This window comes from Rheinheimera sp. B2H12 (genome assembly GCF_059620065.1).
In genome coordinates this window covers 3504760-3517010 of the sequence record NZ_CM184363.1, presented here as the reverse complement: position 1 = coordinate 3517010, position 12251 = coordinate 3504760, and the positions used below count along the sequence as shown (strand labels likewise).

The window sequence follows — 12251 nt, the reverse complement described above, 5'->3', positions numbered from 1 at the left end:
CAGGCTCAGCACTCGATTTGCTGCAATCTTGGCAATAAAGCTAATACCATAGCGCAGCTGTGACGGGACGCAACCTCCAGGTAGGCATCAAAAGAGGTGGGTGACTCTTTACCAGCAATATCGCTTAAACTGCGGATCACCACAAAAGGGGTGTTCAATTGATGACAGACCTGGGCGATAGCTGCGCCTTCCATTTCCACTGCCAACATCGTTGGGAAGGTGGCACGGGTGGCGGCAATCCTGGCTGGATCACACATAAACACGTCACCGGTGGTGATGAGGCCTGTTTTAGTCTGGCAAAAACCCAGGCTGTCGATACATTCTTGTGCCGCCTGGATTAACCGCGGATCAGCACTGAATGCTGCCGGTAAACGCGGAACTTGTCCTGGTTCATAACCAAAAGCTGTCACATCCACATCGTGGTGACGCAGTTCGGTCGAAATAACAATATCGCCAACTGCAAGTTCAGCATCAAAGCCACCGGCAGAACCGGTATTGATCACACAATCAGGCTGGAACTGGCTGATCATTAAGGTGGTGGCAATGGCTGAGGCCACTTTACCGATGCCACATTGCACCAAGACCACCTCAGAGCCTTGCAATTGTCCGCGATAAAATTCAAAACTGCCAAAACTGACTGTGCTGATATTGTTCATTTGTTGTTTTAACAGAGCAACTTCCTGCTCCATCGCACCGATAATTCCGACCAGTTGCATCATATTCATCCGCCATAAAAAGCGTCATTATACGAAGAGTCCGCTGCTTCTGCCGAGTTTTTTCTGCCAAAAAGCCCGGCCGCGCAGTGAAACAGTTGCCTAAGCTGCCAATACCGCAGGATCTTCAGCGCAGCGGCTGGATAGAGAGAGTACCGGCCGCAGTATCGGTGAGTCGGCCGGTTTGATAATCCCGGATCGCTTGCTCAATTTCAGCTGCGGTGTTCATCACAAAAGGACCGTATTGCACCACAGGTTCAGCCAGCGGCCGTGCCGCCAACAGCAGTAAACGCACTGGCTGTTCGGCCTGCAAATGCAGCACTTCGCCAGCACCGAGGATCCCGGCCTGATGACTTTTCAATTGATGGCCTTGATAGTGCAGTTCGCCTTCAAAGGGATAGAGCAGCGCCTGATGGTCAGCAGGCAGCGCAATGGTTAACTGTTCAGCAGCCTTAAGTTGCAGATCCAGATACAGCGGTGCAGTGCTCAGGCCCTGAATAGGCCCGGCATAGTGTTCACCACTGCCAAGCTGCAAGTCACCCGCAATCAACACGGCTTTACCGCCGCCTGGCAGCGTTAAATGCCGCAGTTGCTCTGGTGTCAAATCGACATAAGCCGGCGCTTTCATTTTCTCTGCCGCCGGTAAATTCAGCCACAATTGAAAACCACGCATCAAGCCGTCTTGCTGCTGCGGCATTTCTGAATGAATAATACCGCGCCCGGCAGTCATCCATTGCACACCACCGGATTTGAGCTGACCTATGTTGCCAAGATGATCCTGATGCTGCATATGGCCATCCAGCATATAAGTGACGGTTTCAAAACCGCGATGCGGATGGGCTGGAAAACCGGCCAGATAATCGGCTGGCTGATCAGAACCAAAGCAGTCCAGCATCAGAAAAGGATCCAGCCTTAATTGTTGGGTTAAACCCAAACTGCGGAGAATTTTCACTCCAGCGCCATCCGACACTTGTTGTGCCGGAATGATCCTAATCAGTGGTCTGCTATTTTGTATGGCGTTCATGACATCTCACTTGAGCGACTTCGGGTTAAAGTGAGCAGTTAAACTGTTTTCAACTGAGCTGAACAGTGGAAAAAAACCATGCAAATGTTCGAATAAATCGAATCAAGGCTGCCAGGCTTACAACGGCAGTTGCTGTTGGCCAAAGCCGTTGCTGGCTGATTCAGCCAGATGATGTTGCTCATGCTGTAATAACCAGCTTTTCCGGCCCAGCCCGCCGGCATACCCCGTCAGGCGGCCATTGCCGGCGACTACCCGATGGCAGGGCAGCACAATGGCAAGCGGATTACGGCCATTAGCGGCGCCAACGGCCCGGACGGCACCCGGGTTTTGTAATAATTGTGCCAGCCAGCCGTAACTACAAAACCGGCCATAAGGCAACTGTGCCAGCAATTGCCAGACGCGCCGTTGAAACAGGGTGCCAGCGGGTGCCAGCGTCAGTTGAAAATGCTGACGCTGACCGGCAAAATATTGCTGTAATTGGGTCGCGGCGGCCTGCAGATGCTGTTCGGCGCTGGCAGCAATGGTCGCAGTCGCTTTACTTGCAGCCAAAGATAAGGTGGCATCAGTCAACTGCGGCGGTAGCGGCCACAATTCAGCACTATCATCAAGCACTGTGCCGACTGCTTGCTGACGGGCAAGGTGCTGTTCAGCCGCCGGCGTTGGTGATAAAAACTGCAACTGACGGATCCCTGCGCTGCAGGCCACAATTTGCAGCGGGCCAAGTGGGGTGGCGAGTTGCCGTTGTTGCACACTCTCTCCCGCCACAGGGCTGGCAAAATATAAGGCGTGGCTGTTGTGCCCGGCTGCCTTTATCACTGCTGCTGCGCTCATGATCTGCACTCCGCTATGGTCGCTGTTGCCTCAGTGCTCTCGCTTGCTGCCTGCTGTTTTGCCGCTTTAGCCTTTGCGACTGCCTTGGGCGGTAAACTGAACCACAGTTGCAAGGTGGCATAACTGCGCCAGGGTGCCAGTTGCTCCGGCACAAAATCCGGGCTTTGCAATTGCAAGGCTTTTTGTACCCCCAAATCGCCCGCTAACCAGATATCCGGATCAGCCAGGCCGCGCATTTTGCTGTAAGCCACAGTCCAGGGGCCTATGCCTTTTATCGCCAGCCAGTCGGTTGGATCCGCTTCAGGATTGGCCAATACCGCAGCAGCCAGTGCATGTAAGGTATCACGGCGGGCTTGTGGCACTTTCAGCATCTGTAAGTCACTGGCGAGCACTTGTTGCGGCGTTGGAAATAACAGCAGCTTGGTTGCGGTGTCTGGCAACGGACTGCCTAGCGCTGTCAGCAGGCGGTTTAATTGGGTACGGGCACCGGCAACACTTACTTGCTGACACAGCACAGCCCGGACCGCTGCTTCCCAACTGGACCAGAGTCCCGGAATGCGGATGCCGCTGGTTAACTGGTTGCCAAATAACGGCGTCAGATGCTGTTCTATCGTCAGCAGATCGGCATCTAAATCCAGCAAACGCCGAATTTGTGCCAGTACTTGGGTCAAACCGTCCGGGTAGGGCCAGTACAGCTTTAATTGCAAACTGCAGCTGTCCGGCAGTGGCGTCACTTCAAACCAGCCAGACCTGGCTATTGCCGGATCCTCTGGGAGCAATGGCCAGCAGAATGTCCGGCCATAGCTTGGCCGCTCAGCAGCGGTCTGAACCCACTCCATGCCATCCAGGCTGCGTTGTTGCCAGAAAGCAATCAATAAGGACCAATTGAGTGGTGGACGATACGCAAGTTCAAGCGTCAGCATACTGCTCGCTCCTATGATACGCCGGCGCCTGATTTGGCTTGGGCTTAACTGTAATTGTTGTAAAAAAGCAGCGTTAAAACGCCTGATGCTGTGAAAGCCAGCCTGAAAGGCAATAGCTGTGATACTCAGGTCGGTCTGATGCAATAAATATTTCGCAACTAACACTTGTTGGTATAACGCATACTGCTGCGGCGACACGCCAAGATGCTGCTGAAACAATTTGCGTAAATAACGTTCGCTGATGCCAAGCCGATTGGCTAATTGTGGCTGATTACCTTCAATCAATGCACCTTGCTCAATGAGTTGTAACGCCCGGCGCAAACTGGTTTGGCTACCAAGCCAGGCTGGCGAGCCGGGAGCACTATCAGGCCGGCAGCGCAGACAAGGCCGGAAACCGGCGGCGGCAGCACTGGCGGCGGTCGGATAATAACTCACTTGAGACTCGGCGGGTAACTTGGCTGGGCATATTGGCCGGCAATAAATGCCAGTGCTGTTCACCCCGAGATAAAACAAGCCATCAAAGCGCCGATCGCGGCTTAATCTGGCTTGCTGGCAAATGATGGGACTGAGCATGACGCCACCCGCTAAATTTCGGATAGGCTTAGTTTAACAAGATAAAATCTTCCGGCTAGTCGGATCCGGCACTGAATGCTGCTGGCAATAGTCTGCCAGCTTGCGCCGTGGCATTCAGTTGCAGCGATGACTGCTAACGGTGCTTAGATATTTAAATCCACTTGTTGAATTAAACCGGGCTGACCACGTTCCGTCAGATAGACCCCACTGCGGGCGATACGTCCGGTAAGTTGTTCCCCCTGATACAACGCAAAAGGGGTGGCAGCAGACTGAGTGGAAAGGGCGCCAAGCTGATAATCCGCCAATGCACGAAAACCAGTGTCAGCCCGCCATAGCCCTAATTGTTGCCAAGCGCTATCCTGGGCGTCGATAAAGCCGTTTTGGTCTTGATCAAGTGTTGCCAGTTCAGCAAAACCCTGACCCGTGGCCGGGCCAAAGAGTTCAAGCCCAGAATTGAGTTGCCGATCCTGATTGCGATCCTGCATCAGATAAAACTGACCTGATGCTAAATCGGGTAACTGTTGGCGACCACCATTGCCATAAAAATCAATAGGACTGCCGCTTGGTGCCAGCTCGACCGGCGTCTGTTCTAAACTAAGCACCAACGGATCCTGCAACGCCGCCTGTTGCCGTACGTGGTAGCTAAAGCGCTCTGACTGCATGGCAATATCAAAAGACCACTGCAGCAACTGACCATCCTCTAATTGGGCTGAACCGGTGAAACTGGCTGTCACTTGCTGGAACTGGTAACTCCATTCTGCCACTGTGACTGTGCTGTTGTCATTGGATGCTGCTGCGGTTTGGCTGGATGCTTGGGCTTGATTAGCCCAAAGTTTTTCCGGTAATGATCCTTCAATCCAACTGAGCAGTTTGCCACTATCAAGTTGCTCCAGAATTTTTTTGACTGCCCCTATACTCAGTAATGCGTTGAATGGCTGCAGTTCATCGTTCTGCTGCTCTTCATTTTGGCTGGCAGATACCGTAGACTCGGCGGGGTCTGCCGTTTGGGCACTAGCGCTGGCCGCAGTGCGTTGTGCAACTCGTCCCTGCTGGTTAATATGGTGTTCTGTTACTGCAAATTGTTGTTGTGCGGTATTGATGTTCATCACATAACTCCGGTGCAGACCAGTAAACACCTCTGTTATCGGCAAGAGTTGGTTAAACTTTAGACAGGAGCGTCGATGTTAGAACAATTTTTTTTGCAGCTAAGCACTGAACCTGAATCAATCAGTTTTGCCCAGACCATAGCCCTGATTGATGCATTATATGACTTTACGCCAACAGCCTTTAGTAATGGCGCCATGCAGAACGCTGCCGGCGAAAATAACGGCTCCTGCAAAATTTTTGCTTTTGCCGCTATTCATCAGCTGTCGGCACCACAAACATTGCAGTTGTTTGGTGATTATTACCGGCTGGATGTTCTGCCGGATGTCAAAGGGGAGAATCACCAGAATATTCGTAATTTTATCCGTTCTGGTTGGGATGGCATTTGTTTTAGTGGCGAGGCTTTAACCGGTAAAACCACAACCGCCGTCTGAATGCACAGGCGGCAGGGTCAGCTCTCTAGACTGGATTGCTGGCTCAACATTGTGCTGTCAGCTCACTGACCACCGCAATTTAGTGCACTGGCTGATATTTATGGCATTTGCTCAGCACGGATTCGACTTTTTTCGCTGAAAAAGGTTTGGCGATAAAACCACAGGCTCCGGCCAGAATACTTTGCTGAACATTTTCAACGGTACTGTGTGCTGTCATAATCACCACATTAGCACTTGGGTTAATGTCTTTGAGTTGCTTCAGCAAATTTTTTCCGTCGCAGTCCGGCAGCTCAATATCCAGAAATACCACATCTTGCTGTAACTGGCTGTAGCTACGAATGCCATGACTGCCATCCGAAGCTTCACTCACTTTATCAATGCCTAACAGCATCAGGGTTTGACGCAGATACTCACGAACTGAAGTCACGTCATCAATAATCAGTACAGAACAATCTGAATTCTTCATTGCCGGATCCTTTGGTCTTTTTCCATGTTCGATAAAAGTTTTAGCTTTGTCTGCACCGACTTGCAAGTTTGACCGCCAGCGTTCACTGCCGGGGTTATCGTATTGGTGCTGAAACAGATGCTATATTAGCAAATTTTTAGCCTGGCACTGGCTGTTTTGTCATAAAAATAGCGGCAGTCACCGCAGAAGGCCGCTGTTGCGGACCGACTTGAACAGAATAACGGGTGGGAAATGGCTGAAAATGAAGCTGAATGCTGCTTTTGTGCGCAGTTGATTGATTGTGCCGTGTTTTTTGCTTTACCTTTGAGTTTGCTTTTGTATAATGGCGACTCCAACGCTAGGGGCATAGTTCCAATTGGTAGAACAGCGGTCTCCAAAACCGATGGTTGGGGGTTCGAATCCCTCTGCCCCTGCCACTTTTCACTCAGATGAAAAGCACAAGATGAATCCAGATCAGCAACAATTGTTGCAACTTCTTAAGATCCAGCCTTATCAGCTACATGCTAGTTTTTCTACTGTTGCGCTGGCACCAGCGGCAACACCAGCACAAACTGACTCGCAGCACATTGCCGCAACATCTGAGCTGACCGCAGAGGTTATTGTGCCGATCACAGCAAGCAATGCGCCGCCAGGCATGATGCTGACTGCAGCAAGCAGCCAGTCACTGCCGGATCCTTTGTTGCGGCAATTAACGCAGGATATTCTATTGTTGCTGCAGACCGAGTATCCAAGGGCACAATGGCAAGCTTCGGCGCAGTTTCAGCGCAGTCAGTGGCAGGGCGAGCTGTTACAGACTCCTGAGCTGGCGGCACTTTGTCACAGTTTTTATAAAAAGCAACTTTGGCAGCAATTCATTCAACGACAGGATATGCCTGATGTCAGTGATCATTCGTCCAGCCACACCAGCTGATATCGCCGCGATGCTAGACATAGAACAACAGGCCACCAGCCATCCGTGGAGTCAGGCGCTGTTTGAAAGCTGTTTCGGTGAGCGTTATTTTAATTTTGTGTTACAACAAGAAAGTAAATTGCTCGGCTTTTATATCGGTCAGTTTATCGCGGGAGAAGCCAGTCTGTTTGATTTAGCAGTGTTGCCGTCGGCGCAAGGTCAGGGCTTTGGCCGATTGTTACTGCAGCATTTTATTCAACAGTCGGATCAGTTAGCTGCACTGGACTGCTGGCTGGAAGTGCGTGAATCTAATCAGAAAGCTATCCGGTTGTATCAGAGTGAGGGCTTTCATCAGACTGCCAAAAGAGCCAACTATTATCCGACGGCGACAGGCCATGAAGATGCGATTTTGATGGGTTTACCCCTGCGGATGGGATAAAATCAGCTGTACAGCGATTTTTGTGTTGCCTGACACGCTGGATCCTGCCATCGCTGTCCCCATTGTCAATAAATTTTCCAACATAACCATTACAATAGTCACCTAACTTGGTTTTTCTGTCAGTTTTTTTTCATATTAGAATTAACGCAACAATAAAAATTCATATTAAACATTGTGTTAATTATGTGGTTCGATTTTTGCTTAGTTCGGTACAGTTTTAGTAAGCGCATACATTTCCAGGAGGGTAGAGATGCAACTTAAAACTTTAGCTGTACTGAGTACTTTAGTCATGGCCGCGCCAGTGCTGGCTGATCCGATCCATATTAATGTTGGTGCCGATTATGGTGGTAACAGTAATTATGTCGGTTCAACCAATTCTACCGGCTGGTTTACCGAAATGCAGTTTGCTTATAACTCTTATTCAGTGGTCAAGGATGTGGATGGAAACCGACAACTGAATGCGGGTGATAAGGTGATGTCCACCGGTGGTGTCAGTGGTCAAAATCCGAGTGGTGGTTTTGATTTTAACCGCGATTTTAACAGCAATTTTTTTACCGCTTTGTTACCTTCTCAAGCCGGTGGCGACACCGACAATGATGGCCCAAGTAGTAATGGTTATAACACTGGTGGCTGGCAGATGACGTTAGGTTTTAACAATCTGACAGGTTCAGTGGTGAATTTTAATCTGATCAACTGGACCGGCGGCACTGTTTCGTTATACATCACCAATACCAAAGCTGAATGCCGGAATCGCAACGATAACAGCTGCTTGATCCGGATGTTTGATATGACGGTGACCAGTGGTGGCGATATTGGCAATGGGACCTTAGTGAATGGTTATCTGGATAACTTTAACCTGACAGATACCATTAATGGCAGATTTGCCGGTGATTTATTTGGTATGCAACAAGGCAATAACTCGCGCTCATTTCTGGATATTTACAATGAAATGAATGGCAAAGGTAAAAAATCGGCTTTTAACTTCAAAATTGACCAGAACACTCAGGCGTTACCGGCCAACTTTGATTATGACGATGTCAACCAGCAGTTTATCTTTGAAAAAGCAGCACACAGCGGCCGTTTATCATTCCAGGTCAATGATGTACCTGAACCAACTGGCCTGGCCCTGTTAGGTCTGGGTTTGGTGGGACTGGTGTTTCGCCGTAAAGCACAAGCCTAAGCATCCGCTTTAATAGCAACACTGTGGGGAGATAGACAGCTGTTATCTCCTTTAACGGACTTCACACCTTTCGCACCTTAACAGCCTGTTGCTGTGGCAGCAAGGCAAACCCGCCGGCCACCAGTCGAAATGAGTCCCTTGCTGTTGACATATTTTGCCTGTTTGCATTGCATGAAGCGCTGTGCCAGCAGCCTGCTTCCTGCTATAATCGCCGCCATTTTGAACGACTCCCGCTGCGTCTGTGGTTGCAACCACTCAGGCGGCGTTAAATTATTGGATCCAAACACGCATGGCCTCTGCAGAATTTCTTCAAGAAGTGAATAAACGGCGCACTTTTGCGATTATCTCTCACCCTGATGCCGGTAAAACCACCATCACCGAAAAAGTATTGTTATTTGGTCAATTAATTCAAAAAGCCGGTACGGTCAAAGGCAAAAAGTCAGGGCAATATGCCACCTCTGACTGGATGGAAATGGAAAAAGAACGGGGCATCTCGGTGACCACTTCTGTGATGCAGTTTCCTTATGCCGATTGTCTGGTGAATTTATTAGATACGCCAGGTCACGAAGACTTCTCGGAAGATACTTACCGCACGCTGACGGCGGTGGATTCTTGTCTGATGGTGATCGACGGCGCGAAAGGGGTTGAAGATCGCACCATCAAGTTGATGGAAGTCACGCGGTTACGCGACACGCCCATTATCACTTTTATGAACAAAATGGACCGCGACATTCGTGATCCAATTGATTTGCTTGATGAAGTTGAAAGCGTGTTGAAAATCGCTTGCGCACCTATCACTTGGCCTATTGCTTCGGGCAAAGAATTTAAAGGTGTTTATCACATTCTGCGCGATGAAGTGATTTTTTATAAATCTGGTTTGGGTCATACCATCCAGGAACTGGATGTGATCAAAGGCATCAACAATCCAGAGCTTGATGCCCGTATTGGTTATTATGCCGCTGATTTACGTGAACAAATGGAACTGGTCAAAGGTGCCAGCCATGAGTTTGACCAAGAGTTGTTCTTAAAAGGTGAACTGACGCCAGTATTTTTTGGCACCGCTTTAGGCAACTTTGGTGTTGACCATATGCTGGATGGTCTGACCGACTGGGCGCCAAAACCGCAACACCGTGGTACCACTGATCGCACTGTCGAACCGACCGAAACGGGTTTTTCTGGTTTTGTGTTTAAAATCCAGGCCAATATGGACCCGAAACACCGCGACCGGGTGGCGTTTTTGCGCATCTGCTCAGGCAAATACGAAAAAGGCATGAAAATGCATCATGTCCGGATTGGCAAAGATATGCTGGTGCCACAGGCGCTGACATTCCTGGCCGGTGATCGCGAGCACGTTGAAGAAGCTTATCCTGGCGATATCATTGGTTTACATAACCATGGCACTATTCAGATTGGGGATACCTTCACAGCCGGCGAGAAATTCTCTTTTACCGGTATCCCAAACTTTGCGCCAGAATTATTCCGTCGCATCCGGCTGCGTGACCCACTGAAACAAAAGCAGTTACTGAAAGGTCTGGTCCAGTTATCGGAAGAAGGCGCGGTGCAGGTGTTCCGGCCGCTGGATAACAACGATTTAATCGTCGGAGCCGTCGGTATTCTGCAGTTTGACGTGGTGGTACACCGGTTAAAATCTGAATATAACGTCGATGCGATTTACGAAAGTGTCAACGTCACCACCGCACGCTGGGTTTATTCCGACGATGGCAAGGCGCTGGACGAATTTAAAAACAAAGCCAGCACCAACCTGGCGCTGGATGGCGGCGACAATTTAAGTTATTTAGCACCGACCATGGTGAACTTAAATCTGGCAATGGAACGTTATCCAAAAATGAAATTCCATAAAACTCGTGAACAAACTTTCGCGAGTAAGGGCAAATAATTTATGAATATCAAGCAATTACTGTCTGACAAAACCAAAGCCGCCATGATTGCGGTTGGTTTACCGGCCGACACCAATACCGCTGTGACGCAAAGTACCAAACTGGAATTTGGCGATTATCAAATCAATGGCGCTATGGCGGCGGCGAAATTATTAAAAACCAATCCACGGGCTTTAGCAGAGCAGTTGCTGCAGCAACTTGACCTGACGGAGCTGGCGGAAAAGGTTGAGATTGCCGGTCCTGGCTTTATTAACGTGACGCTGCGCAAAGACTGGTTAGCCACACAATTGCAACCGGCCTTATTGGATAGCCGGTTAGGTGTCAGCGCCAATACCGCACCACAGAAAGTGGTGGTGGATTATTCAGCACCGAACTTAGCCAAAGAAATGCACGTCGGTCACCTGCGTTCCACCATTATTGGCGATGCCGTGGTGCGCGCCCTGGAATTCTGGGGTGATGAGGTGATCCGGCAAAACCATATGGGCGACTGGGGCACGCAATTTGGCATGCTAATCGCCCATTTAGAAGACAAGCTGGCGGCTGGGGTTGATTTAGAAGCGGTAGCGCTGGCTGATCTGGAAGACTTTTACCGCGAAGCGAAAAAGCGTTTTGATGACGAAGCCGGTTTTGCTGACAAATCACGGGATTACGTGGTGAAACTGCAAAGTGGTGATAGCCACTGCCAGAAACTATGGCAGCTATTTATCGACACCTCGGTCAAGCACAGCGAAGAAGTCTATCGCACGCTGAATGTGACGCTGGGGCACGAGCATATCAAACCGGAATCGGCTTATAACCCAATGTTGCAGCCGATAGTTGATGCCCTCAAAGACAGTGGGCTGGCGGTGGAAGACCAGGGCGCGCTGGTGGTGTTTTTACAAGAATTAGCCGACAAAGAAGGCAATCCATCGCCTTTTATTATCCAGAAAACCGGCGGCGGTTTTTTATATGCCACCACTGACTTAGCGGCCTGTCAGTACCGCAGTCTGGATCTTAAGGTGGATCGGATCATCATTTTCACCGATGCCCGTCAGGCACTGCACTTTAAACAAGTAGAACTGGTGGCACGTAAAGCCGGTTTATTACGCGCTGAAACTGGCTACGAACATTGCCCGTTCGGCACCATGATGGGGGAAGATGGCAAGCCCTTTAAAACCCGTACCGGCGGCACGGTGAAACTGGCCGAATTGCTGGCAGAAGCAGTGGTCAGAGCCAAAGCTGTGGTTGAGCAAAAATCGACTGAGCTGTCTGCCGATGAAATCGCTGAAGTGGCACGAAAAGTCGGTATTGGTGCAGTGAAATTTGCCGATCTGTCGAAAAACCGCACCTCGGATTACATTTTTTGCTGGGATTCAATGTTAAGTTTTGAAGGCGCGACCGCGCCTTATCTGCAATACGCTTACACCCGGGTGCGCAGTATTTTACGCCGGGCAGAAGTGGCGGCTGATTTTAATGCCACTTTAGTGCTGACCGAAGTGCAGGAAAAACAACTGGCGCTGAAAACGCTGCAATTTGAAGAAACCTTGCAGCAAGTGATGAAAGATGCGCAGCCGAATTTGCTGTGTAACTACTTATACGAACTGGCTAGTTTATATATGACCTTCTATGAAGCCTGTCCGATTTTAAAAGAAGGTACTGATCCTGCCGTGCGCGACAGTCGTTTAATGCTGAGCATTGGCGTGTCACGCTTGCTGGCGCAGGGACTTGACCTGCTCGGCATTGAAGTGATGGAACGGATGTAACCTGAAAAAAAGCGCTTCGGCGCTTTTTTGCTAAG

At 49.8% G+C, this 12251-nt stretch carries 12 protein-coding genes and 1 tRNA gene; 7 read left to right on the top strand and 6 right to left on the bottom strand.

Annotated features, from left to right (window positions below):
- Positions 1-5: 5 nt before the first annotated feature.
- The 5 genes from mtnN to AC53GJ_RS15125 all read right to left on the bottom strand — a co-directional run bounded on the left by mtnN (position 6) and on the right by AC53GJ_RS15125 (position 5170).
- Positions 6-719, bottom strand: coding sequence for a 5'-methylthioadenosine/S-adenosylhomocysteine nucleosidase (gene mtnN / locus AC53GJ_RS15145; protein ID WP_496728911.1), 714 nt, complete (start codon positions 717-719; stop codon positions 6-8).
- Between the two features lie 121 nt (positions 720-840).
- Positions 841-1737 carry a pirin family protein gene (locus AC53GJ_RS15140; RefSeq protein WP_496728909.1) on the bottom strand — a complete coding sequence of 299 codons (897 nt, stop codon included), beginning with the start codon at positions 1735-1737 and terminating at the stop codon, positions 841-843.
- A 117-nt stretch (positions 1738-1854) separates the two neighbouring features.
- Positions 1855-2568 carry a methylated-DNA--[protein]-cysteine S-methyltransferase gene (locus AC53GJ_RS15135; protein WP_496728907.1) on the bottom strand — a complete coding sequence of 238 codons (714 nt, stop codon included), beginning with the start codon at positions 2566-2568 and terminating at the stop codon, positions 1855-1857.
- Positions 2565-4064, bottom strand: coding sequence for an Ada metal-binding domain-containing protein (locus tag AC53GJ_RS15130; RefSeq protein WP_496728905.1), 1500 nt, complete (start codon positions 4062-4064; stop codon positions 2565-2567). Before AC53GJ_RS15130 ends, AC53GJ_RS15135 begins: the two co-directional genes overlap by 4 nt.
- Positions 4065-4207: 143 nt before the next feature.
- Positions 4208-5170 carry an SPM autocatalytic domain-containing protein gene (locus AC53GJ_RS15125; protein ID WP_496728903.1) on the bottom strand — a complete coding sequence of 321 codons (963 nt, stop codon included), beginning with the start codon at positions 5168-5170 and terminating at the stop codon, positions 4208-4210.
- A 75-nt stretch (positions 5171-5245) separates the two neighbouring features.
- Here AC53GJ_RS15125 and AC53GJ_RS15120 point away from each other — a divergent pair, with 75 nt between their 5' ends.
- Entirely contained in the window at positions 5246-5602 is a 357-nt protein-coding gene (locus tag AC53GJ_RS15120) for a HopJ type III effector protein (RefSeq protein WP_496728901.1), read from the top strand.
- 79 nt (positions 5603-5681) lie between these two features.
- On the opposite strand, the gene AC53GJ_RS15115 is transcribed toward AC53GJ_RS15120, so the two are convergent.
- The gene (locus tag AC53GJ_RS15115) at positions 5682-6068 is read right to left on the bottom strand and encodes a response regulator (RefSeq protein WP_496728899.1); all 387 of its coding nucleotides are present in this window, start codon (positions 6066-6068) and stop codon (positions 5682-5684) included.
- Between the two features lie 339 nt (positions 6069-6407).
- On the opposite strand from AC53GJ_RS15115, the gene AC53GJ_RS15110 reads away from it, so the two are divergent.
- From AC53GJ_RS15110 to argS, 6 genes are all read left to right on the top strand, one after another.
- Positions 6408-6484: transfer RNA gene (locus AC53GJ_RS15110), tRNA-Trp, on the top strand.
- 26 nt (positions 6485-6510) lie between these two features.
- Positions 6511-6978, top strand: a complete 468-nt coding sequence (locus tag AC53GJ_RS15105; RefSeq protein ID WP_496728897.1) for a hypothetical protein — start codon at positions 6511-6513, stop codon at positions 6976-6978.
- Positions 6944-7396, top strand: coding sequence for a ribosomal protein S18-alanine N-acetyltransferase (gene rimI / locus AC53GJ_RS15100; protein ID WP_496728895.1), 453 nt, complete (start codon positions 6944-6946; stop codon positions 7394-7396). The genes AC53GJ_RS15105 and rimI overlap by 35 nt, the downstream gene beginning before the upstream one ends.
- Positions 7397-7646: 250 nt before the next feature.
- Positions 7647-8576, top strand: a complete 930-nt coding sequence (locus tag AC53GJ_RS15095) for a PEP-CTERM sorting domain-containing protein (RefSeq protein WP_496728893.1) — start codon at positions 7647-7649, stop codon at positions 8574-8576.
- A gap of 289 nt (positions 8577-8865) precedes the next feature.
- Complete coding sequence (gene prfC / locus AC53GJ_RS15090) at positions 8866-10473, top strand: peptide chain release factor 3 (RefSeq protein ID WP_496728891.1); 1608 nt, start codon at positions 8866-8868, stop codon at positions 10471-10473.
- A 3-nt stretch (positions 10474-10476) separates the two neighbouring features.
- Complete coding sequence (argS, locus tag AC53GJ_RS15085; protein ID WP_496728889.1) at positions 10477-12216, top strand: arginine--tRNA ligase; 1740 nt, start codon at positions 10477-10479, stop codon at positions 12214-12216.
- Positions 12217-12251: the final 35 nt, after the last annotated feature.

Bases quoted from the DNA above. Each gene is read 5' to 3' on its own strand.
- mtnN (WP_496728911.1), bottom strand. From the start codon at position 719: ATGATGCAACTGGTCGGAATTATCGGTGCGATGGAGCAGGAAGTTGCT.
- AC53GJ_RS15140 (WP_496728909.1), bottom strand. From the start codon at position 1,737: ATGAACGCCATACAAAATAGCAGACCACTGATTAGGATCATTCCGGCA.
- AC53GJ_RS15135 (WP_496728907.1), bottom strand. From the start codon at position 2,568: ATGAGCGCAGCAGCAGTGATAAAGGCAGCCGGGCACAACAGCCACGCC.
- AC53GJ_RS15130 (WP_496728905.1), bottom strand. From the start codon at position 4,064: ATGCTCAGTCCCATCATTTGCCAGCAAGCCAGATTAAGCCGCGATCGG.
- AC53GJ_RS15125 (WP_496728903.1), bottom strand. From the start codon at position 5,170: ATGAACATCAATACCGCACAACAACAATTTGCAGTAACAGAACACCAT.
- AC53GJ_RS15120 (WP_496728901.1), top strand. From the start codon at position 5,246: ATGTTAGAACAATTTTTTTTGCAGCTAAGCACTGAACCTGAATCAATC.
- AC53GJ_RS15115 (WP_496728899.1), bottom strand. From the start codon at position 6,068: ATGAAGAATTCAGATTGTTCTGTACTGATTATTGATGACGTGACTTCA.
- AC53GJ_RS15105 (WP_496728897.1), top strand. From the start codon at position 6,511: ATGAATCCAGATCAGCAACAATTGTTGCAACTTCTTAAGATCCAGCCT.
- rimI (WP_496728895.1), top strand. From the start codon at position 6,944: ATGTCAGTGATCATTCGTCCAGCCACACCAGCTGATATCGCCGCGATG.
- AC53GJ_RS15095 (WP_496728893.1), top strand. From the start codon at position 7,647: ATGCAACTTAAAACTTTAGCTGTACTGAGTACTTTAGTCATGGCCGCG.
- prfC (WP_496728891.1), top strand. From the start codon at position 8,866: ATGGCCTCTGCAGAATTTCTTCAAGAAGTGAATAAACGGCGCACTTTT.
- argS (WP_496728889.1), top strand. From the start codon at position 10,477: ATGAATATCAAGCAATTACTGTCTGACAAAACCAAAGCCGCCATGATT.